The organism is Rhodanobacter panaciterrae (genome assembly GCF_014651895.1).
Classification (GTDB): Bacteria; Pseudomonadota; Gammaproteobacteria; order Xanthomonadales; family Rhodanobacteraceae; genus Rhodanobacter; species Rhodanobacter panaciterrae.
In genome coordinates this window covers 1,846,503-1,869,499 of sequence record NZ_BMXT01000001.1, presented here as the reverse complement: position 1 = coordinate 1,869,499, position 22,997 = coordinate 1,846,503, and the positions used below count along the sequence as shown (strand labels likewise).

General features: G+C 63.9%; 23 protein-coding genes. 13 read left to right on the top strand and 10 right to left on the bottom strand.

The genetic code is table 11. The annotated features are described in order from the left end of the window. Positions 1–45: 45 nt before the first annotated feature. The 3 genes from IE071_RS08715 to IE071_RS08705 form a co-directional block, all read right to left on the bottom strand. Positions 46–2,175 carry a M13 family metallopeptidase gene (locus IE071_RS08715; protein WP_189440693.1) on the bottom strand — a complete coding sequence of 710 codons (2,130 nt, stop codon included), beginning with the start codon at positions 2,173–2,175 and terminating at the stop codon, positions 46–48. Positions 2,176–2,314: 139 nt separating this feature from the next. Continuing rightward, entirely contained in the window at positions 2,315–4,147 is a 1,833-nt protein-coding gene (locus tag IE071_RS08710; RefSeq protein WP_229792807.1) for a M14 family metallopeptidase, read from the bottom strand. Continuing rightward, positions 4,144–4,821, bottom strand: a complete 678-nt coding sequence (locus IE071_RS08705; protein WP_189440692.1) for a DUF502 domain-containing protein — start codon at positions 4,819–4,821, stop codon at positions 4,144–4,146. The genes IE071_RS08710 and IE071_RS08705 overlap by 4 nt, the downstream gene beginning before the upstream one ends. A gap of 196 nt (positions 4,822–5,017) precedes the next feature. Between IE071_RS08705 and IE071_RS08700 the strand changes: the two genes are divergently transcribed. Further along, positions 5,018–5,542 carry an RNA polymerase sigma factor gene (locus tag IE071_RS08700; protein WP_189440691.1) on the top strand — a complete coding sequence of 175 codons (525 nt, stop codon included), beginning with the start codon at positions 5,018–5,020 and terminating at the stop codon, positions 5,540–5,542. A 2-nt stretch (positions 5,543–5,544) separates the two neighbouring features. Next, positions 5,545–6,210 (top strand): hypothetical protein, encoded by a 666-nt coding sequence (locus tag IE071_RS08695; protein WP_189440690.1) that lies wholly within the window; start codon positions 5,545–5,547, stop codon positions 6,208–6,210. Positions 6,211–6,216: 6 nt separating this feature from the next. Here IE071_RS08695 and IE071_RS08690 read toward each other — a convergent pair whose 3' ends face one another. Both IE071_RS08690 and trxA read right to left on the bottom strand, forming a co-directional pair. Beyond that, on the bottom strand, positions 6,217–6,669 hold the full coding sequence (locus tag IE071_RS08690) for a DUF4442 domain-containing protein (RefSeq protein WP_189440689.1): 453 nt from the start codon (positions 6,667–6,669) through the stop codon (positions 6,217–6,219). Positions 6,670–6,682: 13 nt separating this feature from the next. Further along, positions 6,683–7,552, bottom strand: a complete 870-nt coding sequence (gene trxA / locus IE071_RS08685) for a thioredoxin (protein ID WP_189440688.1) — start codon at positions 7,550–7,552, stop codon at positions 6,683–6,685. A gap of 141 nt (positions 7,553–7,693) precedes the next feature. On the opposite strand from trxA, the gene IE071_RS08680 reads away from it, so the two are divergent. From IE071_RS08680 to nadD, 8 genes are all read left to right on the top strand, one after another. Next, positions 7,694–8,311, top strand: a complete 618-nt coding sequence (locus IE071_RS08680; RefSeq protein WP_189440687.1) for a paraquat-inducible protein A — start codon at positions 7,694–7,696, stop codon at positions 8,309–8,311. Continuing rightward, complete coding sequence (locus tag IE071_RS08675) at positions 8,308–8,949, top strand: paraquat-inducible protein A (RefSeq protein ID WP_189440686.1); 642 nt, start codon at positions 8,308–8,310, stop codon at positions 8,947–8,949. The genes IE071_RS08680 and IE071_RS08675 overlap by 4 nt, the downstream gene beginning before the upstream one ends. Continuing rightward, the gene (locus tag IE071_RS08670) at positions 8,942–10,636 is read left to right on the top strand and encodes a PqiB family protein (protein ID WP_189440685.1); all 1,695 of its coding nucleotides are present in this window, start codon (positions 8,942–8,944) and stop codon (positions 10,634–10,636) included. Before IE071_RS08675 ends, IE071_RS08670 begins: the two co-directional genes overlap by 8 nt. Further along, positions 10,633–11,247 carry a PqiC family protein gene (locus tag IE071_RS08665; protein WP_189440684.1) on the top strand — a complete coding sequence of 205 codons (615 nt, stop codon included), beginning with the start codon at positions 10,633–10,635 and terminating at the stop codon, positions 11,245–11,247. Before IE071_RS08670 ends, IE071_RS08665 begins: the two co-directional genes overlap by 4 nt. A 102-nt stretch (positions 11,248–11,349) precedes the next feature. Then, positions 11,350–14,028 carry a leucine--tRNA ligase gene (gene leuS / locus IE071_RS08660; RefSeq protein ID WP_229792806.1) on the top strand — a complete coding sequence of 893 codons (2,679 nt, stop codon included), beginning with the start codon at positions 11,350–11,352 and terminating at the stop codon, positions 14,026–14,028. Positions 14,029–14,033: 5 nt separating this feature from the next. Further along, entirely contained in the window at positions 14,034–14,582 is a 549-nt protein-coding gene (locus tag IE071_RS08655) for an LPS-assembly lipoprotein LptE (RefSeq protein ID WP_189440683.1), read from the top strand. After that, positions 14,582–15,622, top strand: a complete 1,041-nt coding sequence (gene holA / locus IE071_RS08650; RefSeq protein WP_189440682.1) for a DNA polymerase III subunit delta — start codon at positions 14,582–14,584, stop codon at positions 15,620–15,622. The genes IE071_RS08655 and holA overlap by 1 nt, the downstream gene beginning before the upstream one ends. Continuing rightward, positions 15,619–16,257: a nicotinate-nucleotide adenylyltransferase gene (gene nadD / locus IE071_RS08645; protein WP_189440681.1), complete on the top strand. Its 639-nt coding sequence runs from the start codon at positions 15,619–15,621 to the stop codon at positions 16,255–16,257. The genes holA and nadD overlap by 4 nt, the downstream gene beginning before the upstream one ends. Here the strand turns inward: nadD and IE071_RS08640 are convergent. From IE071_RS08640 to IE071_RS08620, 5 genes are all read right to left on the bottom strand, one after another. Beyond that, on the bottom strand, positions 16,191–17,768 hold the full coding sequence (locus IE071_RS08640; RefSeq protein WP_189440680.1) for an FAD-dependent monooxygenase: 1,578 nt from the start codon (positions 17,766–17,768) through the stop codon (positions 16,191–16,193). The two genes, nadD and IE071_RS08640, sit on opposite strands and share 67 nt — an antisense overlap. Positions 17,769–17,808: 40 nt before the next feature. Then, complete coding sequence (locus tag IE071_RS08635) at positions 17,809–18,033, bottom strand: hypothetical protein (protein ID WP_189440679.1); 225 nt, start codon at positions 18,031–18,033, stop codon at positions 17,809–17,811. Between the two features lie 13 nt (positions 18,034–18,046). Continuing rightward, positions 18,047–19,918 (bottom strand): 3'-5' exonuclease, encoded by a 1,872-nt coding sequence (locus tag IE071_RS08630; protein WP_229792805.1) that lies wholly within the window; start codon positions 19,916–19,918, stop codon positions 18,047–18,049. 78 nt (positions 19,919–19,996) lie between these two features. Then, entirely contained in the window at positions 19,997–20,941 is a 945-nt protein-coding gene (locus IE071_RS08625; RefSeq protein ID WP_189440678.1) for an oxygenase MpaB family protein, read from the bottom strand. Positions 20,942–20,987: 46 nt separating this feature from the next. Continuing rightward, entirely contained in the window at positions 20,988–21,413 is a 426-nt protein-coding gene (locus IE071_RS08620; RefSeq protein ID WP_189440677.1) for an OsmC family protein, read from the bottom strand. 149 nt (positions 21,414–21,562) lie between these two features. Here IE071_RS08620 and IE071_RS08615 point away from each other — a divergent pair, with 149 nt between their 5' ends. From IE071_RS08615 to IE071_RS08605, 3 genes are all read left to right on the top strand, one after another. Continuing rightward, positions 21,563–21,838 (top strand): GNAT family N-acetyltransferase, encoded by a 276-nt coding sequence (locus IE071_RS08615; RefSeq protein ID WP_189440676.1) that lies wholly within the window; start codon positions 21,563–21,565, stop codon positions 21,836–21,838. Positions 21,839–21,978: 140 nt separating this feature from the next. Continuing rightward, positions 21,979–22,584: a DUF1345 domain-containing protein gene (locus tag IE071_RS08610; RefSeq protein WP_229792804.1), complete on the top strand. Its 606-nt coding sequence runs from the start codon at positions 21,979–21,981 to the stop codon at positions 22,582–22,584. A gap of 104 nt (positions 22,585–22,688) precedes the next feature. Then, positions 22,689–22,976: a pentapeptide MXKDX repeat protein gene (locus IE071_RS08605; protein WP_189440674.1), complete on the top strand. Its 288-nt coding sequence runs from the start codon at positions 22,689–22,691 to the stop codon at positions 22,974–22,976. Positions 22,977–22,997: the final 21 nt, after the last annotated feature.

Genomic DNA, 22,997 nt, shown 5'->3' with positions numbered 1-22,997 from the left:
TCGGTCTTCGTGCCGCGATGGCCTGCGGCACTCAGGGGCAGCGGATTACCAGATCTTCACCTGCTTGTCGTCCGCGCGCACCATCGCGTCGCCCGGCTTGCACTGGAACGCGGTGGCGAAGGCCGGCATGTTGGACGGTGCACCGATCGCACGCAGCGATTCCGGGGCGTGCGGGTTGGTGTTGATCAGCAGCTCGGCGGTCTTGTCGCGCATGGAACCACGCCACACGCGAGCCCAGTTGAGGAAGAAGCGCTGATCCTGGCTGTAGCCGTCGATCTGCTTCGAAGCCTCTTCCGGGTTGGACTTCAACGCCATCTGCAGCGCGTCGTAAGCCGCGTTCAGGCCACCCAGGTCGCCGATGTTCTCGCCGAGGGTCAGCTTGCCGTTGACGTGCAGGTCAGGCTTGCTCTTGATCGGAGCATAGGCGTTGAACTGATCCACCAGCTTGCCGGTGCGGGCCTCGAACTGGGTCTTGTCGGCCTTGGTCCACCAGTCTTTCTGGTTGCCGTCGCCATCGAACTGGCTGCCTTCGTCGTCGAAGCCGTGGCTGGCCTCATGGCCGATTACTGCGCCGATACCACCGTAGTTGATCGCGTCGTCGGCCTTGGCGTCGAAGAACGGCGGCTGCAGGATCGCGGCCGGGAAGTTGATCGTGTTGTCGGTCGGGTTGTAGTACGCGTTGACCGTCTGCGGGGTCATGCCCCATTCCTTGCGGTCGGTCGGCTTGCCGATCTTGGCGATGTCGTACTCGTAGTTGAACTTGCCGGCAGCCTTGACGTTGGCGTAGTAGTTATCCGGCTTGATATCCAGGCCGGACCAGTCGCGCCACTTGTCCGGGTAGCCGATCTTCGGCAGGAACTTGTTCCACTTGTCGATCGCCTTGGTCTTGGTGTCGGCGCTCATCCAGTCGAGGTTCTCGATGCGTGCCTTCAGGGCATTGCGCACGTTGGTGACCAGTTCCTCGGCACGCTGCTTGGCCTCGGGAGTGAACTCCTTGGCCACGTACAACTGGCCAAGCGCCTGGCCCATGCCCTGGTTGACGGCGCTGAGCACACGCTTCCAGCGGGGCTTCTGCTGCGGCTGGCCGGACAGCGTGGTGCCGTAGAACGCGAACTTGTTGTCCTGGAAATTCTTGCTGAGATACGGCGAGGCGTCGTCGATCGCGTGGAAGCGCAGATAGGCCTGCCACTGGCTGACCGGGGTGCTTGCCAGCATCTTGTCGAACTGCGCGAAGAACTTCGGCTGCGACAGCGAGAAGCCCTTGTCGACAGTCACGCCCTGGGCGGTGAAGAACTTTTCCCAGTTGAAATGCGGGGTGACCTTGTCGGCGTCCTTGACGCTGACGAAGTGGTACTGGTTCTTCGGGTCGCGTTCTTCCACCGGCGCCAGCGAGGCGGCGGCGAGCTGGGTCTCGAACTTCAGCACGTCGTCGGCCTGCTGCTTCGCATCGGCCTCAGTGACGCCGGTCAACTCAAGCGACTTGGCGATATAGGCGACGTACGCGTCGCGCTGTTCCTTGTGCTCCGGACTGGTGTAGTAGTCCTTGGTCGGCAGGCCCAGGCCCGACTCATTCGCGTATGCGATCTGCATGTCGGCATGCTGGAAGTCGGCGCCGGAGCCGAACTCGAACACCTGACCGTCGCCCTCGGCGTAACGCTGGGTGATGAAGTTGGCCACGTCGTCGCCGCTCTTCAGACCGGCGATCGCGTCGAGCTTCGGCTTGAGCGGATCGAAGCCGTTCTTCTCGATGGTCGCCTCGTCCATGCCGGAGTGGTACAGCCAGCCGATCTTCTGCTCGATCGAGCCGGCCTTGGCGCTGTCGGCGTTCTTGCTGGCGTCGTCGACGATGTCGTGCTGGGTCTTCAAGCTGCTCTCGTTGAGCATGTTGAAGGCACCCCAGCTGGTCTGATCGTTCGGGATCGGGTTGGCGGCAACCCACTTGGCGTTGACGAAGCCGTTGAAGTCCTGGCAGGCGTTGATGGTCGGGTCGAGCTCGCTGACATCGAAGATGCTCTTGCCGAGATCGGCCGCAGCGGTGGTGCTAGCAGGCGCCGGTGCGGTGCTGGTCGGTGCTGGCGCATTGGCGGCCGGCTCCTGCTTGCCGCAGGCGGTCAGCGACAGGCCCAGGCTTACGGCCAGGGCCAGCGCCAGGGGCTTCAGATACTGCTTGGTCATGGATATCCCTCTGTGAGTGATGTTGCCCATCGGGCGGTTACGGTGGTGGTGGACGGACCGCGCTGTCGGATTCCCCCTCAAAACGCGGCCATACCTGTTCACGCTAGGTCAAACGTCATGGGTCAGACAGTGTCAAAGGTCAGGGGGTGTGGCTGCCGCCGGTCGAGCTGTGATCCGCCGACAAATGGTCCAGCTGGGTGGCATCCAGTCGCAATACGGGGTAGGCGCCGACGTGCTGTGCCGCGTACCACGGCGAGTGCTCGAAGAAAAACTGCAGGCGAGCGTTGCTGCTGGCAGCGAAGGCCGGATCGTCATGCAGCCTGCGCTCGAACTCGGCGTGCAGTGTCGGATCCTTCGCCAGCAGCTCGCGCGCCAGTTTCTCGACCACGCGCGGTTCGCCGTATTCCTTGGCCTCGAACGTCGCGTCGAGGTAGCCCCAGTGCAACAGCGAGTCGGGCGCCTGTGGTTCGAGCAATTGGATCGCCACGTTGGCGGCGCGCTGGTCCAGCGGTACGATCACCGAACCGGTCGGCAGGGTGACTTCGCGCGGCAGCGCATGCAGGGTGAAGTCGCGCAGCATCAGGTGACCTTCGAACGGTTTGGTCGCCCACTTCGGATCATCCAGCTGGTAACCCTCGGCGTGGATCGTCAGCGGGTGGTCGATGCGGTTGTAGCGGATGCCGTGCGCGTCGAGCTTGTCGATGATCGCCGTCCACTGGGCGGGCACTGCATAGGCGGCCGGAGGAGTGATCGACAGATCCGGCAGCAGGCCGTTCCAGTTGTCGATGCTGTAGTTCTTCGGCTGGCTCGGGTCGTACTGGATCCAGTCGCTGTTGGAAATGTTGCTGTGGCTGACCTTGAAGGCGTAGCCCTTGAGATCGAACTTCGTCGATTGCGGGTCTGGCTTGAACGTCAGCGGCACGCGCGCCTGGACATCGTGGACGCGGCCGATGGTGTCGGCGTCGGCCTTGGCGGTGGTGGCGAGTAGTGCGGCCGGATGCTGGTTGATCTGCTCCAGCATCAGCTCGACCAGATCGTAGGTGGCGCGCACGCGGTTCTCGTACGGCTTCAGCATGTGCGTCTCGATCAGCAGCGCTGGCCGGTTCTGCAGCGCGGCGTAGCCGGTGGAGAAGCGCGGGCCGGAACCGAAATTCTCGAGGCCCTTGCGCGGGTCGCGGCTGTCCTTGAACTCCAGATAGATCGAGGCGAGATGGCCGCGCTTTTCGTAAGCCGGTATCGCGTGGTTGACAATTGCGTCGTGCTGCCACGCGCTCACCGCCGGATCGAGCTTGTGCGGATCCTCGGTGTACCAGGTCAGGTCGTATTGATAGTCGGCGCCGTCGGTGGTGTGCACGTCGATCAGGAAGTCCGGCAGCCACTGTTGCCACAGCTTCAGCCACGCCAGCATCTCCGGCGCATCGGCCTTGACGTAGTCGCGGTTGAGGTTGAGGTACTGCGACTGGCCGCGGAAACCCATGCTTTCCGGGCCGTTCTGGTTGATACGGTGGTACGGCGACGAGTTCTCGTGGCCGTCCACACTGAACACCGGGATGTAGACCAGCACCAGATGATCGAGCACATGCGGGTATTTGTGGGTGATCGCGATATCGCGCAACAGCATCAGCCCGGCGTCCTTGCCCTCGATCTCGCCGGGATGGATACCGGCCTGCACCAACACCACCGGCTTGCCCGCCTTGCGTGCGGCGGCGGGATCGAACGTGTCGTCGCCGCTGGCGATCACCACCGTCATCGGCCGGCCTTCCGGCGTGGCGCCGAACGTGGCCAGATGGATCACGCCCGGTGCAGCCTGCTGCAGGCGTTGCAGATAGGCCAGCGTATCGGCATAGCTTGGCGTAGTGCGGAACTGCGCGGCTTCGGCTGGCGTGATCCAGTCGGTGCTCGAATCAGCAGCCTGTGCGGTTATCGCGGCAATTCCAAGCAGGGCGGACAACAGGACGTGACGCAGACTCATGCATGATCCTCGGGTGCGTCATGGCGTAGCGTCGCGGGCGAGGCAGGCAAGGTATCGGGCGCCACTGCACCACCGGAAATGATGAAGGCCATCGCCTGGTCCATCGTCCAGTCGGTCGGAGTCAGTTCGTCCAGCGGCAGCACGACGAGATAGCCGCCGGTAGGGTTGGGCGTAGTCGGAATGAACACCGCCGCCATCTCGCGGCCGCTGCCGTCCTCGGTCATCACCCGGGTGACGAAGCCGACTACCTTCATGCCGCGGCGCGGAAACTCCACCAGCACCACCCGCTGCACGCCGGATGGCTTGTTCTGCAGCACCGCCATCAACTTCTTGGTGCCGCCGTAAATCGTCTGCACCACCGGGATGCGTGCGAGCAGGCCATCGAACGCGTTGATGAGGCGCTGGCCGATCACCCGGGTGGCCAGCCAGCCGAGCAGGTACAGCGCCAGCAGGGTGATCACCAGCGCGATGATGAAAGTCAGCCATTGCGTATTGAGCGTCTCGGCCGCATGCGGCGCCATCAGCGCCAGCGCGCCAAGCAGAGCATTGACCAGCGGTGCACCGATGCCGGCCAGCATGCCGAGTACGAACTTGAACACCAGCCAGGTCACCCACAACGGGATGAAGGTGAGCAGGCCGGTCAGCAGGTAGCGTTTGAGGCGCAGGGGGCGCATGGGTGATTTCGGTCGGGAGGGGAGTCACCGATTGTAGAGGACGGCGCTGGCCTGTCACGGCCATGCTGCGATGGCAGTCGATGAGGCGGAGAAGGTGCCGCCGGACCATCAGCCATGGCTGGCACGGAACGGGCCACTGTGATTTTTTTCGCGGTCGTGCGAATCATGGGTTGAATCGCGGGGAAGATCGACGTCCATGACTGCCAGACAACATCAGCAACGCTTCGAGTCGCTGCTGCACGAACATCGGAAGATCGTCTTCAAGGTGGCTGGCCTGTACAGCCGCAATGCAGCCGATCGCGACGACCTGGTGCAGGAGATCAGTGCGCAGCTGTGGCGTTCGTTCGGCAGTTATGACGAAGCACGGGCGAAGTTTTCCACCTGGATGTATCGCATCGCGCTGAACGTGGCGATCTCGCAGGCGCGGCGCGAGCGCTGGTCGGAGGGCGATCGTTTCGAACCACTGGAAGCGCATCACCTGGAGACCGTCGGCGGCGGCGAGGCGATACCCGAACAGGACGAACGGCTGACTGCGCTGTACGCGTTCATCGGCCAGCTCGATCCACTCAACCGCGCGCTGATCCTGCTGTATCTGGAAGACCGCAATTACACCGAGATCGCCGAGATCCTCGGCATCAGCGAAACCAACGTGGCGACCAAGATCAGTCGCATCAAACAGAAACTGCGCGGGCAAATGGTCGCCGCCACTACCGGAGCATAAACATGGAACTGGACGAGATGAAACTGGCCTGGCAGGCACTCGATCAGCGACTGGAACAGCAGCACGCGCTGAACGTGCAGATACTCATGGACAGCCGGCTGGATCGGCTGCGCCGCGGCCTGTGGCCATTGGTGTGGGGGCAGGGAGCGCAGATCGCTCTGGGCATCGGTGTGATGCTGTGGGGTGTGGCGTTCTGGAGCACGCATACACACATATGGCAGGCGATGGCTTGCGGCATTGCGGTGCAGGCGTTTGGCATCCTGACGATGGTGTTCTCGGCGCGGGTGCTGTCACTGGTGCAGGGCATCGATTATGCGGCGCCGGTGCTGGAGATCCAGCGTCGGTTGGCGACGCTGCGCGCATGGCGTATCAGGGTGGAGGCGCCGGTATTCGCTGTATTGGGCAGCCTGATCTGGATTCCGGTCATGCTCATGCTGATCCAGTACGACTGGGATCGGATGGGTGATGCCGATTGGTGGGGCAGGTTTCCGGGACTGGTGCCGTGGATGGCGCTCTGCGGCGGCGTATCGCTCGTGGTGGTCGGATTGGCGTATGGCCTGATCCGTTGGACGGGCCATCGGCGCTGGCTGGAGAACAACTTTGCCGGTCGTAGCGTGCAGAAGGCGGAATCTGTGCTGGCCGAACTCAAGCGTTTCGAGAGCGAATGAGCACGCTCAGCGCGCCTTCGGCTTCAACCGCACGTAAATCTGCTTGCGCACACGGGCAATCACTTCGCCGTTGGCGGTGACCACGTCAGTCTCGAACCAGCGCAGCACTTTCTCGCCACTTGCCGCTGCCGCCCGCAGTTCATCGACGACGCTGCTTTCCAGTTTGAAATGGGCGTAGACATCCTCGCGACCGGGCGCGACGAAGTCGATCGCGCCAGCCTTGTCCCACACGTAGTAGTCGTTGCCGAGTTGGTGCATCACCAGCAGCATCCAGAACGGATCGACCATCGCGAACAGGCTGCCGCCGAACTGGCTGCGCACGTAATTGCGGTTCCACGGACGCAGCCGCAGCACCACCTTCGCCTCGCCGTAGTCATCGCTGATCGACTGCACGCGAATGCCGCTGAACAGGAACGGTGGCCACAGGTTGAGTACGCGGCGGAAGCTGGAGGCTTTCATCGGGCTGCCTTGATCAAAACAGCAACGAAGCCATCTTGCGGCGGTAGCGACTGACCAGCTCGGCATCATCCAATGTGGCGAACGCGGCAAGCAGGCGCTTCTTGCCCTGGCCCTCGTTCCAGTCGCGGGCGTGCTGCAGGATCGCCAGGAATTGATTGAGGCCGGCGGCAGGCTCGCCTTCCAGCAGCAGGCGCACGCCGAGCTGGTCGCGTGCAGTCCAGTCGTTGGCGTCGGCCTGCACGCGCTGCTGCAATTCGGCGGTGCCGGGTGCGTCTTTCAGCGCATGAGCCAGATCCAGCTCGCTGCGCAGGCGCAACGCGCGGGCATCGATGGCGAGGTTGGCAGGCAGCGCGGTCAAGGCTGCTTCGGCGGCGTCGGTCCGGCCGGCGCGCATCAGTGCCAGCGCCAGCTCGAGTTTGAGTTCGGCCTTGTCTGGTTCGGCCACGATCGCCTGCTGCAGCCGGTCGATCGCCTGCTCGGGTGTTTCCTGCACGGCTTCTTCTTTGACGGCCTCGTCGGCCGCTTCCAGTGGCTGCACATGGCGCGACAGGAATTCACGCAGCTGGCCTTCGGGCAGCGCACCGGCAAAGCCGTCGAGCACCTGGCCGTCCTTCACCAGCACGACGGTCGGGATGCTCTTGATGCCGAACATGCCGGCCAGTTCCTGCTGCGTGTCCACGTCGACCTTGCCCAGCCGGAACGCGCCGTTGTACTCGGCGGCGAGCTTTTCCAGCATCGGCCCGAGGATCTTGCACGGCTCACACCAGGTCGCCCAGAAATCCACCAGCACCGGGGTGGTCAGTGATGCCTGCAGCACATCGGCTTCGAAGCTTTGCTGATCCACGTCGAAGACATGGGCGGGGGCAGCAGCGGCATCAGTCACGGGAAACTCCAGTTCGGCGGATGTCGGTTCAGATCAGGGCAACGCCCAGCATATCAAGCGGCAGGGATGCCCTGTTCAGCGTGTTCACGATAGATTTGCGAGAATCCGCGGATCGTCACGCCGGAGCCAGGCACCGAATCCATGGGCACGACCCCACCCGAAGCGCTGCTGATCTGCGAGCACTGCGACACGGTCTACCGCCGGCAACCGCTGGCGCATGGCGACGTGGCGCGTTGTGCATGCTGTTATGCAGTGCTGGAGCGGCATCACGGGCTGAGCGTGAATGTCATGCTGGCATTGGTACTGACGGCGATGATTGTGTTCGTGCAGGCGAACATGTGGCCGATCGTCACTCTCGGACTGAACGGGCAGCTCAGTGGCGCCACGCTGTGGGGCACGATCATCGTGATGTGGCAGCAACAGGCCCAGGTGGTCGCCGTGCTGGCGGCCGGCACGTTGTTCTTTTTCCCGCTGCTCAAGATGTCTCTGCTCGGCTGGCTGCTGTGGTTTGGTCGCCTCGGCCGGCGCGCACCGGGTTTTGTGCCGATGATGGTGACCTTGCACTACCTGCAGCCGTGGACGATGAGCGAGGTGTTCGTGCTGGGCGCGCTGGTGGCGATCGTCAAGGCGCACCTCTACTTCGACGTGATGGCGGATCCGGGCATCTATGCCTATGCGGTGCTGACCTTGCTGATCACCGTTTTTGCCGGCGTCGACCTGCGCCAGTTGTGGGAGCTCACGCCGGAGGATCGGGCATGAGTGCGTTTCCGCGTGCCGCCGAGCTCGGTCTGATCGGTTGCCATGTGTGCGGGCTGGTGATTTCCGCGGACATGCCCGATCCCGATGATGCCGCCGACGAGCTGGCGTGCCCGCGCTGCGGTTCGGCGCTGCACCGGCGCAAGCCGTACAGCTACATGCGCACCTGGGCGTTGCTGATCGCCGCGTTCCTGCTGTACATCCCGGCCAACGTGCTGCCGATCATGCGCACCGCCAGCTTGAACGACATCGACGACAACACCATCATCAGCGGCGTGGTGGAGTTATGGGTCAAGGGTTCGCCGGACCTGGCGATCATCGTGTTCACCGCCAGCATCGTGGTGCCGATGCTGAAATTCCTTTCGTTGGGCACGTTGTTGCTGAGCAGCCAGCGCGGCAGCGGCTGGGCACGGCCGCAGCGTGCAAAACTCTATCGGCTGGTCGAGTTCATCGGCTACTGGTCGATGCTCGATGTCTTCGTGGTGGCGCTGTTGACGGCCTTGGTGCGTTTCGGGCTGCTGAGCCTGGTCGAACCGCTGCCTGGCGTGATCTTTTTCGGCCTGACCGTGGTACTGACTATGCTGGCCTCGATGAGTTTTGACCCCCGGTTGATCTGGGATGGCAGGGATAGTGATGACTGACGACAACCGCACTGAACGCGATGGTCCGGACGGCAGCGAACTGCCGCGACCGGTAGTGCGGCATCGTCGTTTCAATGCCTCGCTGGTCTGGCTGGTGCCGGCGCTGGCAGCGCTGGTCGGCCTCTCGCTGGTAGTCAACAACTGGCTGCAGGCAGGCCCGCAGATCACCATCAGTTTCCAGAGCGCCGAAGGGCTGGATGCCGGCAAGACGCCGGTGAAATACAAGAACGTGGTGATCGGCCGGGTGCACAAGATTCGGCTCAGTTCGGATCACAAGCGCGTGCTGGTCAGCGTGGCGCTGGAGAAGAACGCCGAAAGTTTCGCCACCGAAGGTACGCGCTACTGGGTGGTGCGTCCGCGCATCGGGCTGGGTGGCGTATCCGGCATCGATACCTTGCTGTCCGGTTCCTTCATCGGCGCCGACACGGGTGACTCCTCGACGCCAAAGGATGATTTCAAGGGACTGGAAATCCCGCCGTCGGTGAATCACGGCGCGCCGGGCCACAGCTACGTGCTGCATACCGACGACCTCGGTTCGCTGGATATCGGTTCGCCGATCTATTACCGACGCATCCAGGTCGGCCGGGTGGTGTCCTACGAACTGGACAAGGACGGCAAGGGCATCTCGATAGGTATTTTCGTGGATGGCCCCAATGACAAGTTCGTCACCGCATCCACCCGTTTCTGGAATGCCAGCGGCGTCGACCTCTCGCTCGGCGCGGGTGGCCTCAAGGTCAATACCCAGTCGCTGGCTTCGGTGCTGGCCGGTGGCATTGCCTTTCTCGATCCGCGCGGCCCGCACGACAGCACGCCGGCACCCGAGCTGACCCAGTACCAGTTGTTTGCCGACCAGGCCACGGCGATGGCGCCGCCTGACGGCGAGCCGCATTATTTCCGCATGCGCTTCGAGCAGTCGGTGCGCGGGTTGGCGGTGGATGCACCGGTGGAATTCCTCGGCATCAATATCGGCAAGGTGGTGTCGGTCAATCTCGATTACGACGAAAAGACTCAGCGCTTCCCGGTGATCGTGGGTGCGGTGGCGTATCCGCAGCGCCTGGGCAAGGCCTATGACAAGCTGGAGGCGCTGGCCAAGGCACGTGGCGAGAATCCCGACCTGACCCAGCTGCTGGGGCGCATGGTCGAGCACGGCCTGCGCGCGCAGGCACGCAGCGGCAACCTGCTGACCGGTCAGCTGTATGTCGCGCTGGATTTCGTGCCGCATACGCCGAAGGTGGATTTCGATCCGAATGCCAAGCCACTGCTGATCCCGACCGTTCCGGGCAGCTTCGACAAGCTGCAGGAGCAGATGGCCGACATCGTCGACAAGCTCGACAAGATTCCGTTCGACAGCATCGGCAAGAATCTGGACCAGACCCTGGCCGGGCTCAATGCCACGTTGAAGCAGGTCAATGGCCAGACCTTGCCGGCATTCAACGACACCTTGAAGGGCGTCCAGAAAACCATGGGCACGGCCAGCAATGCACTGTCGGGTGACTCGCCGTTGCAGCAGAACCTGGGCGCTACGCTGGAGCAAGTGCAGCGCATGGCGCGTTCGCTGCGGGTGCTCACCGATTATCTGGGCGTGCATCCAGAGGCGCTGATTCGCGGCCGCGGTCCCGATGACAAGCCAGCCACCACCACGCCGCCGGCAGCGGCGGCCAAACCGCCGCAAGGGAGCCAGCCATGATCCGTATCGCCATGCGCCTGCTGGGCACGGGAGCCGCGCTGGCACTGGCTGCCTGCGCGTCGGCACCGCTGCACTACTACACGCTTGTTGCACCGGCTGGCGACACGCCAGCGAGTTCGATGACGCCGTCGCTGCCGTTCGAACTGTTGCCGGTCAGCGTGCCGGCGCAGGTCGATCAGCCACAACTGGTGGTGCGCGAAGGCGGCCAGGGTGTGGCCCTGCTCGGCAGCGAACGCTGGATCGCACCGCTCAGCGACGAGGTGCGCAGTGCGTTGTCGGCCGATCTGGCGCGCGAGCTGAACAGCCAGGACGTCAGCGGCATGCCCGGCAACGACAAGCCGGTGCTGCGGATCAAGCTGGATTTGCGCCGGTTCGACTCGCAGCCCGGTAGCTATGCGTTGATCGAAGGCGCATGGAGCGTGCGCCTGTTGCGCGGGGAGCACCCTGCTGCTGCGCTGGCCTGCACCAGCCGCATCAACGAATCGGTGGGGCCGGGCTACGACGCACTGGTTGCCGGCCACCAGCGCGCACTCGGGGCGCTGGCGGGACAGATCGCCACGGCGGCACGCATGCTTGGCAACGGCCAGACTCCGGTTTGTCCGGCCGGCTGAGGGCTTCAGGCTTGGCGCCCGGCCCGTGCTGGGCTAGTCTGACCAGTTCACTGCGGTCGGCGATTGCCCGGCTGCGACAATCGCATCATGGCGCCAGGAATCATGCAGGACATTCAAGACCCGAAAACGCTTAATCAGGGCAGCTTTGATCAGGGCGGCCCCGAAGAGGGCGGCGCTGCCGAACAGGGCTACCGCCCGCAGGCGGTGGAAACCGCCGCGCAGGGTTACTGGAATGCCCAGCATGCGTACGAGGTGCAAGAAGACAATTCGCGGCCGAAGTTCTTCTGCCTGTCGATGCTGCCGTATCCGTCCGGTGCGCTGCACATGGGCCATGTGCGCAACTACACCATCGGCGACGTGATCAGCCGCTATCAGCGCATGCAGGGCAAGAACGTGCTGCAGCCGATGGGCTGGGACGCGTTCGGTCTGCCCGCCGAGAACGCCGCGATCAAGAACCACACCGCGCCGGCGAAGTGGACCTACGCCAACATCGACCACATGCGCAGCCAGCTGAAGTCGCTGGGCTATGCGATCGACTGGTCGCGCGAATTCGCTACCTGCAAGCCGGACTATTACCGCTGGGAACAGCTGATGTTCACCCGCCTGCTGAAGAAGGGCATGGCGTACCGCAAGAACGCGGTGGTGAACTGGGATCCGATCGACCAGACCGTGCTGGCCAACGAGCAGGTGGTCGACGGTCGCGGCTGGCGCTCCGGCGCCATCGTTGAAAAGCGCGAGATTCCGCAGTGGTTCCTGAAGATCACCGATTACGCGCAGGAACTATTGGATGGCCTGGACACGCTGCCGGGCTGGCCCGACGCGGTGAAGACCATGCAGCGCAACTGGCTGGGTCGCAGCGAGGGTCTGGAAATCCACTTCGCGGTGGAAGGCGAGGCCGAACCGCTGACCGTGTTCACCACGCGTCCCGACACGCTGATGGGCGTGACCTTCGTCTCGATCGCCGGCGAGCATCCGCTGGCGCTGAAGGCGGCGCAGGGCAATGCGAAGCTTGCCGCCTTCCTCGACGAGCTGAAGCACGGTGGTGTCTCCGAGGCCGAACTGGAAACCCAGGAAAAACGCGGCATGGCCACTGGCCTGTTCGCCGTGCATCCGATCACCGGCGAGAAGTTGCCTGTGTGGGTCGCCAACTTCGTGCTGATGGGATACGGCACTGGCGCGGTGATGGCGGTGCCAGGACACGATCAGCGTGACTTCGAATTCGCGCACAAGTACGACCTGCCGATCAAGCAGGTGATCGCCGCGGGCGACGAAACCTACGATCCGGCGAATTGGAAAGACTGGTACTCCGACAAGACGCGCCCCGACATGCGCGTGGTCAACTCCGGCGAACTGGACGGCAAGAATTATCGCGAGGCGTTCGACTTTCTCGCCGGCAGGCTCGAAGCCGAAGGCAACGGCCTGCGCCGGGTCAACTGGCGCCTGCGCGACTGGGGCGTGAGCCGCCAGCGCTACTGGGGCTGTCCGATCCCGGTGATCTACTGCCCGAAGTGCGAAGCGGTGCCGGTGCCGGAAGACCAGCTGCCGGTGGTGCTGCCCGAGGACGTGGCATTCAGCGGCGTGCAGTCGCCGATCAAGGCCGACCCGGAATGGCGCAAGTGCGTGTGCCCGCAATGCGGTGGTCCGGCCGAGCGCGAGACCGACACCTTCGACACCTTCATGGAGTCGAGCTGGTACTACGCGCGCTACACCAGCCCCGGCGCGAACGCGCAGATCGACGAGCGCGCCAACTACTGGCTGCCGGTCGACCAGTACGTCGGCGGCATCGAACACGCGATCATGCATCTGCTGTACTTCCGCTTCTATCACAAGCTGCTGCGCGACGCGGGCATGGTGCATTCGGACGAGCCGGCGCAGAACCTGCTGTGCCAGGGCATGGTGATCGCCGAGACGTTCTACCGCGACAACGCCGACGGCTCGAAGGACTGGATCAATCCCGCCGCGGTCGAGATCCAGCGCGACGACAAGGCACGCGTGATCGGCGCAACGCTGAAGTCTGATGGCCAGCCGGTACACATCGGCGGCACCGAGAAGATGTCGAAGTCGAAGAACAACGGCATCGACCCGCAGACCATGGTCGGCAAGTACGGCGCCGACACCGTGCGGCTGTTCTCGATGTTCGCCGCGCCGCCGGAGCAGTCGCTGGAATGGAGCGAGGCCGGCGTCGAAGGTATGGCGCGCTTCCTCAAGCGGTTGTGGCGCGAAGTGACCACGCATGCGGCGAATCCTGACCATCCGGTCACCGATCCGGCGGCGCTGGATGCGGGCCAGAAGACCCTGCGGCGTCAGTTGCACGAAACGATCCAGAAGGTCAGCGACGATTTCGGCCGGCGCCATGCGTTCAACACCGCGATCGCCGCGCTGATGGAGCTGCTCAACGCGTTGAGCAAGTTCAGCGACCAGAGCGAGCAGGGTCGCGCGGTACGGCATGAGGCGCTGGAAGCGATGGTGCTGCTGCTCAATCCGGTGGTGCCGCATATCAGCCATGCGCTGTGGCAGGTGCTTGGCCACGCCGAGACTGTGCTGGAGGATCAGCCTTGGCCGAAGGTCGATCCGGCCGCGCTGGTGCGTGACACGGTTACCCTGGCAGTGCAGATCAACGGCAAGTTGCGCGCTACCATCGAACTCGCCGCGACTGCCTCGAAGGAGGAAGCCGAGGCCGCGGCGCGTGCGCAGCCGCAGGTGGTGCATTTCCTGGAAGGCATGAGCGTGCGCAAGGTCATCGTGGTTCCCGGCAAGATCGTCAACATCGTCGCAGGATGAAATCCATGAGCTTCATAAAAGCGCGCCGCCTGTTTCAAGCTTCGCTGCTGCTGATGTCGGTGCTTGCCGTGACCGCCTGCGGTTTCCATCTGCGTCAGAGCGCGGCACTGCCGCCGACGCTGCAACGTATCCACCTCAACGTTGCTGGTGGCGGCGAATTCCCGCGCATGCTTTCCCGTGCGCTGGAGACTTCCGGCGTCACCGTCGAAGACGACAGCGGTGCCGGCATTGCCGAATTGCGTGTGCCGACGGCGACGTTCGGCACCGACTCGCTGACCAATGGCGGTTACGTGCGGATCACCGAATACTCGGTGCACTATCAGGTGCAGTTCGACGTGACCGGTCCCGACGGCAAATTGCTGATCCCGCTGCAGCACATCAATATGTCTCGCGAATACAGCTACGACGCCACCAACACGGTCGGTAACGCCTCGCAGGTGCAGGAGATCCAGCACAGCCTCAACGGCGACATGGTGCAGGCGATCCTGTTCCGCCTGCAGGCAGCCGGCAAGCACGGGCTGGTCGCCCCGGCGAGCGCTGCCAGCACACACTGATGCCGCTCAGTTTCGGTCAGTGGCAGAAGGCGTTGACGGCTGACCGTCTGGCGCCGGTGTACCTGCTCGCCGGCGAGGAGCTGCTGGTGCTGGAAGCCGCCGATGCGCTGCGCGCGCAGGCGAAGAAACTGGGTTACAGCGAACGCGAGGTGATTGACGTCACCCAGCATTTCGACTGGGACGACCTGGCGCGTTCCGCCGCCGGCATGTCGCTGTTCGCCACCCGTCGCCTGATCGATCTGCGCCTGCCTACCGGTCGCCCCGGCACCGAAGGGGCGAAGGCGATCAATGCGTTCTGTGCCGACCCGCCGCCGGACGTGACCTTGCTGATCACCGCGATGGAGTGGAGCAACAAGCACGACGGCGCGTGGAGCAAGAAGCTCGACGCCAGCGGCACGATGGTGGTGTTCAACGCGCCACGGCCGAACGAGTGGGGTGCGTGGATCGGCGCGCGGCTGGCTTCGCGCGGTCTGTCTGCCACGCCTGACGCGATCGGCCTGCTGGCCGAGCGCGTCGAAGGCAACCTGCTCGCCGCTGCGCAGGAAATCGACAAGCTCGCCATCCTGCGCGGCTCTGCGCCGGACGGCGATGCCCAGCCGAATGCGCGCCGCATCGATGCCGCCGAGATGGAAAACCTGGTCGCCGACAGCGCCCGCTATGACGTGTTCAAGCTCACCGATGCCGCCTTTATCGGTGATGGTGCACGCGCGCTGCGCATCCTCGCCGGCTTGCGTTCCGAAGGCGACGAGTTGCTGGCGCTGATGGGCTGGCTGGTCAATCAACTGCAACTGGCCTTGCGCCTGGCCAACGCGCATGACCTCGCTGCGCAGATCCGTACCGAACACTTGTGGCAGGCACGCGAGCAACTGTTCCGTCAGGCGCTGCGCCGTGCTCCGCGCGAGCACTGGCTGCAATGTCTCGCGCGCGCTTCGCGTATCGACCGCATGGTCAAGGGCCGCGAGAGCGGCAACCCCTGGCAGGAAGCCGAACGGCTGATCGCCGCGATTGCCGAACCGCGCGCGGCCAAGGCACTGGCGTGAAACCCCTCGCCATTTTCGGGGGCACCTTCGATCCGGTGCACCTGGGGCATTTGAGCGTGGCGTGGGAAGCCTCCGAACTGCTCGACGCCGACGTACACCTTATGCCGGCCAACGTGCCGCCGCATAAACCGCCACCGACCGCTTCGGCCGCGCAGCGTGTGGCAATGCTGCGTGCCGCCTTGCAGGGGCAGTCGCGGCTCACGCTGGATACTCGCGAGCTGGAACGTGAAGGTCCGTCGTACACGATCGACACCTTGATCGAGTTGCGGGAAGAGCAGGGTGCACGCCCGTTGGTGCTGCTGATCGGCGCCGATGCGTTTGCGAATCTGGCGACATGGCATCGCTGGCGCGAGCTGTTCGATGTTGCGCATATCGGCGTATTGAGCCGGCCCGGCGTGGACGCCACGTGGCCAGACGCATTGGAACGCGAGGTAGCTGGCTGCCGCACGGCTGATGTGTCTGCCTTGCGTGGACTGCCCGCCGGCAAGCTCATCGAGCTGGCGGTGACTCCGCTGGAAATTTCCGCCACGCGTATTCGCGAGCTGCTCGTCGATGGGCGCGAGCCGCGCTATCTGCTGCCGGCAGGGTTGTTCGACGACGCCGGGTTGTTGTCACCGTATCGCGTCAGCAGATAGTCGCGCAGTCGTTGTGGCTTGCCGTCAGCAGCGGCAAGCGCGATGTAGCCATCCGGCCTGATGAGATAAATGGCATCGAGCATGAGGCCGGCGCGTGGCATGTCGGCATTCCATGTGAAGACATGCAATGGAAGTTGGTATTCGGCACAGGTCGCCGTCAGCTCCGCGCTTGTCTCGCCGTAGACATGCACTTGCCACGCCAGCGACGTGAGCGGATCGAAATTGTCGTGTCCGGTGGTTGTGCGCACCCATGGCAGGCGATCGCCGCCGTGCACACTGCCGGTGCTGCCAGAGCTCAGCGTGCTGTACCGATACTTGATGCCGATCTGCGACATCGTGCGGAACAGGAATCGGCGCAGTGATGGCAAGCGAAACAGCAGCGGTGCAATCAATGGAATCAGCCGGGTGCGCACTTGTCGCGCGAGCGCACCCTCGCTGGTGGCCAGGGTGAATCCACGGTCGGTGGTGGCGACCAGCCGGCGGGCAAAGCGGATGCGTTCGACTTCGTAGGTGTCGAGCAGGCTGTCGGCAGCCTGGTGATTCAGCACGGCGGCGAGCTTCCACGCCAGGTTCACGGCGTCGCCGATGCCGGTGTTCATGCCCTGGCCGCCGGCCGGGCTATGGATATGCGCGGCGTCGCCCAGCAGGAACGCACGCTCCTGCCGGAAGGACGGCGCAACCCGGTGGTGCACGTGGTAGGTCGAGAACCAGTTCACCTTCGCGATGCCGAGCTGGAGTTGCGCGATCGCGCGCGGACTGACGTCGTCGAACGTCAATGCGCTGTTTTCGTCAGCGGGCTCGCGCACCGTGCCGACCAGACGTATGCGGCCGGCACCCTTGAGCGGAAACACCGCGAGGAAATCGGCGTCATCGAGATCGATATGCAGTTCGTGATCGGTGACCGGGCCTGTCGCATCCACGTCGGCGACGTAGAAGCGCTGCGTATAGGTTCCGCCGGGAAAGGCGAAGCCAAGAACCTCGCGCACGATCGAGCGCGCGCCATCGCAACCGGCAAGATGGGCCGCGCGGCAACTCACTTCAGTGCCATCGGGTTGTCGCAGCGTGGCGTGAACACCGGCACTGTCTTGATCGAAGCGCAGCAGCTCGGTCTGGCGCTCCACGGTCACGCCCAGCGCCTGCAGCCGCTCGATCAGCAGTCCCTCGTGGGCATCCTGCGGAAACACCAGCGCCGAGGGAAACGGGCTCAGGCCTTCGCCGATCTGCCGGAAAGGCACCCGCGCGGCCTTGCTGCCTTTGACCCAAAGGTTGATGCCGGCAATCGTGACGCCGCCGTCGACGACCGCATCGGCGATGCCTAGCTGCCGGTAAAACTCCAGCGTGCGCGATTGCACGGCCAGCGCACGCGAGGTGGTGCCCGCTTCGGCGGCCTTGTCGATGATGCGCACGCGGATGCCGAGCCGGGTCAGCCACAGCGCCAGTACCAGTCCGGTGGGACCGGCGCCGACGATCAGTACCTGCGTGTCATGGGTGCCTGTCGATACGGGTTGCATGGTGCAAGTCTGCTCCTTCCCGTGCTCGGTAAAGCAAATATCACTTCGGGCGACGTGTCTTGAAATGATGACGTAGGGCAGGACGGAGTAACGCGATAACGATCAGTGCAAAAAACCAAGCGGCCAACATGGGCGGACGTTCGCCATTGGCATCACGGATCGCATTGCTCCCATAGATACCCCAAAGCAGCATGACAATGATGGTCAACGAGGCGGAGAACCACGCCATGTTGAGCTGACGCGACTCAATATTCTTCTTTTCCATATGCGCGATCCTTTTAAACGCCACGCTCCAACTGCCCCTGCACCTCATTGATCGAGTCGCGGATGCGTTTGCTGAAGACCGAATCGTCATGGTGGATCAGCAACAGATGTTCGGTGGCGCGGGTCATTGCGACGTAGAGCAGGCGCGCTTCGTCGGCCTCGCTCTGGCCGGGTTTGGGCAGCGAGCCGAGGCCGGGGATGATCACGAACGGAAACTCCAGGCCCTTGCTGGAATGCATGGTGACCAGCTTGACGCTGTCCTCGACCACGAACAGCGTCTGCTTGCCGCTGCTGTCGGCAAGCCGGCTGGGAAGGTCGATGCGCTGCAATGCCTCGTGCAGTTTTTCGCCTTCCCACTGGTTGCGGAACAGTACCGCCATGTCCGAATAGGGGCGGCCATTGGCGTGCTCATCGCGCAGTCGTGCGATCAGTACGTCGAGCTGGGCACCGGCGGTGTCGGTGCGCACCAGTTCGGGTACGGCACCGCGGCGGCCGGCGCTTTCCGGCGCGATCAACGGTACGCCATCATCGTCCTCACCGCGCGAGGTGAGCAGGTCCTGGGCAAACGCGCGCGCCACCGAGAGAATTTCCAGCGTGTTGCGGTAGTTGAGCTTGAGGATGGTGGTACGGCCCTGCGCCTGCACACCGAGGCTCTTCCAGCTGATCTTGCGACGATCGGCGTTGCCGTAGATGTTCTGCGCGTCGTCGTACAGCACCAGCAGCGAATTGGTGGCCGGGTCGATCATCTGCACGATCAGCTTGTACCAGTCCGGCTCGAAGTCGTGACCTTCATCGACCAGCACGGCGCCGTACTGGAAGCGCGGGATCTGGCCGCGATCCACGCCGGCGATGACGTTTTGCACCATCTGCTCGAAGAAATCCTTGCTGCCCTGCGCGGGCAGATCCACGTGGTAGGCCACCAGCATTTTGCGGCACCACTTGTGGAAGTTGTAGACCTGCACCTTGTCGCTGAGGCCGCGCTCGCCGATCAGCTGCTCGAGCCGCGCAGCCAGCGTCTTGTTGTAGCAGAGCACCAGGATGGGCTTGCCCATCTCGCGCGCCAGTTGCATCGCGCGGAAGCCGAGAATCATCGTCTTGCCGGAGCCGGCCACGCCGTGGATAACCCGGTGCTCGTCGCCGAGCGAACGCGCCAGCTGTTCCTGCTGCGAGTCCATCACCTTGACCAGGTCGGGAATCTCCAGCGGACGCACCGCCGCGGCGGTGGGGCCGAACAGGCCGAACTGGCCACTGCCGGGCTCGACCCGCAGCTCGGGGAACAGGTGCCAACGCAGGCGATCGATCTGCGGCAGGGTGAGCGCCACCGGGAACACCTGCGGGAACATCGCCCACAGGCGCTCCTGGAACGCTTCGGCGTCGACCGTCTCGTACAGCTCGTCGCGGCAGATCACCAGATGCTCGGGCAGCACTTCGCCCAGCGCGCCCTCATCGAATTGTTTGCGGGTGATATTGGCCAGCACCACGCCCCACGCCCACGGCATGATCAGCTTGCCGGCGTAACGTGAACCTTCCGGGTGGCGCATCGCGGGATCGCGCTCCAGCACCACGCCGATTTCCAATGCATAGGCGCGCGCCTGCAGCAGCGGATTGGTCTCTTTGGTCAAGCCGCGTTCGGTGACGAGGGTGAACTGGGTGCTGTCGGCATGGCGGATGGTGTCGGCCTTCCAGTCCTTCACTTCCAGCACCAGCAGGCCACGGCGCGGGTGGAACACCACGAAATCCGGATGACGCTGTTTCACACCGACCGGCACGTCGTACCACAGCAGGTAGTCGTCCTCGAGCTTCTGTTCCAGTCGTTCGGAAACGCGTTTCTCGCCGCCGGTCATGCGCGGCAGGCAGCTGTTGCGGGTCGGAATGAGTATTGCCACAGGCGCCCCTGACTGACATGTCCATGGGACGTTAGCCGATAGCGAGGGGCTGTCAATGCCAGGCCTGTCGCCGCAGATCTACGCCCAGTGCTGCAATTGCTCCGCTGGCACGTCCATGCGCCGGCAGGCGCGGCTGGCGATGCCGTCCTTCAGTGCGGCGCGAAAGACTGGCGCGATCGTCCATAGTGCGTGGGCGGCCAGTCGTGCCTGGCGCTGTTGCCGTGGTGTGCGGCCCAGCAGTTCGGTCGCCCAGTCCGGCAGCAGCGCGGCGCCGGCATGCAGGAACAGGTCACGCGACAGTCCCGCCGCCGGTACCGGCAGGCGCACTTGCGACAACAGTTCGAGCACCACGCGCGAGCGTTCGGTATAAGCCAGTTCGGGCTGGATGTGCTGGAAGTAGTCGTTGACGGCCTGTTCCGAGGCGGGTACCGCGTGGGCGCCCAGCGCTTCGGCAATCCGCCGCACCTCGTCGTAGTAGCGATCAGCCGCATCTGCCGGAAGGGTCACATGGCTATAGCGGCGATAACCCTGCAGAAAGCTGTACGCCTCGGTGACATGCACCCAGGTCAGCAGCGCGGGATCATTCGCGGCATACGGACGGCCATCCTCGCCATGTCCAGTGATATGCGTGTGGATCTGTCGCACGTGTTCGATCAGTGCCTCGGTCTGCGCGCGCGGGGCATAGGTGGTGCCGCCGACAAACGCGGTAGTGCGGCGCAAGCGCCCGAGCAGGTCACCGCGGAAATTGGAGTGATCCCATACACCGGCCAGCGCCAGTGGGTGAAGCGTCTGTAGCGTTAGTGCAGCCAGGCCGCCGGCCAGCATGCCGGGAAAGTCCGAGTGCACGCGCCAGGTCGCGCTATCCGGCCCGAACAGGCCAGGGTCGCCGTGTGGATGGTCGTAATCGATGCTGCCGGTATCGGCGCGCGGGAAGGCACTGAGCACCCAATGGCGGATCGCGGCGCGCACCGGGCGAATCGGTTCGCGGGCGATACGGCTGAGGAAATTCGGCGGCGAGGGCATCCTGCAAGTCTAGCGTGGTGCCGTGCACAAGCCGCCGAGAGATGTTTCAGGTATCCAGCGAGGCATTCAGCGTGATGGTGGCCTTGAGTACCTTGGAGACCGGGCAGCCGAGTTTGGTGGCTTGCGCGATCTGGTCGAAGGTGGCCGCATCGGCGCCGGGCACCTTGGCCTTGCAGTCGAGTTGCACGGCAGTGATCGAGAAACCGTCGCCGTCCTTCTCCAGCGTTACAGTGGCCTGGGTGTCGATACTGTCGGCGGTGAGGCCGGCGTTGCCCAATCCGAGCGACAGCGCCATCGAGTAACAGGCGGCATGCGCCGCGGCAATCAGCTCCTCCGGATTGGTGCCGGGGCCGTCCTCGAAGCGGGATTTGAAACCGTACGGCGCCTCGCGCAGCACCTTGGTATCCGTCGAGATCGTGCCCTGGCCATCCTTGATACCGCCGGACCAGTGGGCGGATGCGGATTTTTTCATGGAATGCTCCTGTTGAGCGATGGCAAACAAACTACGACTGTGCCGGACGGTTCATGCAGCTGGCGCGAACGTATCGGCGATAAGGCTTCACGCGCGGTTGCCCCAGGTACGCCGTATGCTTGTGGTTTGTCTTCATGCGCGGAGCCCACATGCCGTTTGCCATCCAGCACGATCGCGCCGCCCATCGTTTCGAGACGCAGGTGGATGGCGTTGAATGCGAACTCGATTACACCTTGACTGCTGACGTGATGACGATCACCCACACCGGCGTGCCTGCCGAGGTGGGTGGACGTGGCATCGCGTCGGCGCTGGTGCAGGCCGCGTTCGAAGCGGCGCGCAGCGAAGGCTGGAAGGTCGTGCCCGCGTGCTCGTACGCCGCCGTGTGGATCGGGCGGCACCCGGAATATCGCGCGCTGTGCGCCTGAAACTCCCGTTATGATCGCTGCGTGCCGGCGCCGATGGTTGCGCCATGGAGGCTTGCGTGAGTAGCGACGAATCAGGCGTGACGGTCCCTCGGAAGAAACGCCGCTGGCGGCCTTTCCATTATGTGAAAGCGCGGCCGCGGATGATCGTGTCGCTGATCATTTTTCTGGTGGCCAGCGTCGTGCTGGTGGAAATGAAGCTGCGCGTGGCCACCGCCATCCTGCTGGCGTTCGATCTGGCCGCCGTGGTGTTTCTGAGCATGCTTGCGCGCATGTTCAATCGTTGCTCTGCGTCGCACATGCGCAGTCAGGCGCGGGCGCAGGACACCGGACGCTGGGGCATCCTGTGGAGCGGCATCGTGTTGTCGACGGTGGTGCTGGTGGCGCTGAGCAGCGAGCTGCATGCGGCCAAGGGCGGGGGGCTGCTGGCACTGGGCGTGGGAACGCTCAGCGTGGTGCTGAGCTGGCTATTCCTCAACACCATGTTCGCGATCCATTATGCGCATGGTTTCTACGGCGACCTTGGCGAGAAGCACGCGGGACTGGAGTTTCCCGATACGCCCGAACCGGACTACTGGGACTTCGCCTATTTCGCGATCGTGATCGGCATGACCTTTCAGGTCTCTGACGTGCAGATCACCAGTCGTTATCTGCGACGCGTGGCCTTGTTGCACAGCGTGATCTCGTTTTTCTTCAACGTGTTCATCATCGCGATCACGGTGAATATCGTGGCCGGGCAGGGTGGCTAGGCCAGCGCTTGTCCGAACGATGTAACCGTGGATTGGCCGGAGGCGAATGGAGGGATGGAGACGGCATGACTGTCTCCATCCCTTTCTTTATCAGGACTTTCCCGATGAACGCACGCCTCGCCACACTTCTTGTCGCCGCCATGTGCTGCGGCCTCGCCACTACGTCGGTATTCGCGCAGGACGCGATGGCCGCCAGCTCCAGCACCGCGATGTCGCACGACGCGATGTCGAAGGACTCGATGAAGCACGATGCCATGAAGGCCGACTCCATGAAGCATGATTCGATGAAGATGGGCGGCATGAAGCACGGCGCCATGAAAAAGAGCTCGATGAAAAAGGACGCGATGAAGGGCGACGCCATGAAAAGCGACGCGATGAACTCCGGCGGCTGATTCACGGCCGCTGACAGGAGC

Excerpts from the sequence above, each read along its gene's own strand:
- IE071_RS08635 (WP_189440679.1), bottom strand. The coding sequence starts at position 18,033 with ATGGAAAAGAAGAATATTGAGTCGCGTCAGCTCAACATGGCGTGGTTC.
- IE071_RS08690 (WP_189440689.1), bottom strand. The coding sequence starts at position 6,669 with ATGAAAGCCTCCAGCTTCCGCCGCGTACTCAACCTGTGGCCACCGTTC.
- IE071_RS08680 (WP_189440687.1), top strand. The coding sequence starts at position 7,694 with ATGGGCACGACCCCACCCGAAGCGCTGCTGATCTGCGAGCACTGCGAC.
- IE071_RS08715 (WP_189440693.1), bottom strand. The coding sequence starts at position 2,175 with ATGACCAAGCAGTATCTGAAGCCCCTGGCGCTGGCCCTGGCCGTAAGC.
- IE071_RS08655 (WP_189440683.1), top strand. The coding sequence starts at position 14,034 with ATGAGCTTCATAAAAGCGCGCCGCCTGTTTCAAGCTTCGCTGCTGCTG.
- IE071_RS08675 (WP_189440686.1), top strand. The coding sequence starts at position 8,308 with ATGAGTGCGTTTCCGCGTGCCGCCGAGCTCGGTCTGATCGGTTGCCAT.
- IE071_RS08705 (WP_189440692.1), bottom strand. The coding sequence starts at position 4,821 with ATGCGCCCCCTGCGCCTCAAACGCTACCTGCTGACCGGCCTGCTCACC.
- leuS (WP_229792806.1), top strand. The coding sequence starts at position 11,350 with ATGCAGGACATTCAAGACCCGAAAACGCTTAATCAGGGCAGCTTTGAT.
- IE071_RS08695 (WP_189440690.1), top strand. The coding sequence starts at position 5,545 with ATGGAACTGGACGAGATGAAACTGGCCTGGCAGGCACTCGATCAGCGA.
- IE071_RS08625 (WP_189440678.1), bottom strand. The coding sequence starts at position 20,941 with ATGCCCTCGCCGCCGAATTTCCTCAGCCGTATCGCCCGCGAACCGATT.
- IE071_RS08665 (WP_189440684.1), top strand. The coding sequence starts at position 10,633 with ATGATCCGTATCGCCATGCGCCTGCTGGGCACGGGAGCCGCGCTGGCA.
- IE071_RS08670 (WP_189440685.1), top strand. The coding sequence starts at position 8,942 with ATGACTGACGACAACCGCACTGAACGCGATGGTCCGGACGGCAGCGAA.
- IE071_RS08605 (WP_189440674.1), top strand. The coding sequence starts at position 22,689 with ATGAACGCACGCCTCGCCACACTTCTTGTCGCCGCCATGTGCTGCGGC.
- IE071_RS08710 (WP_229792807.1), bottom strand. The coding sequence starts at position 4,147 with ATGAGTCTGCGTCACGTCCTGTTGTCCGCCCTGCTTGGAATTGCCGCG.
- holA (WP_189440682.1), top strand. The coding sequence starts at position 14,582 with ATGCCGCTCAGTTTCGGTCAGTGGCAGAAGGCGTTGACGGCTGACCGT.
- IE071_RS08610 (WP_229792804.1), top strand. The coding sequence starts at position 21,979 with ATGATCGTGTCGCTGATCATTTTTCTGGTGGCCAGCGTCGTGCTGGTG.
- IE071_RS08700 (WP_189440691.1), top strand. The coding sequence starts at position 5,018 with ATGACTGCCAGACAACATCAGCAACGCTTCGAGTCGCTGCTGCACGAA.
- IE071_RS08620 (WP_189440677.1), bottom strand. The coding sequence starts at position 21,413 with ATGAAAAAATCCGCATCCGCCCACTGGTCCGGCGGTATCAAGGATGGC.
- IE071_RS08615 (WP_189440676.1), top strand. The coding sequence starts at position 21,563 with ATGCCGTTTGCCATCCAGCACGATCGCGCCGCCCATCGTTTCGAGACG.
- IE071_RS08640 (WP_189440680.1), bottom strand. The coding sequence starts at position 17,768 with ATGCAACCCGTATCGACAGGCACCCATGACACGCAGGTACTGATCGTC.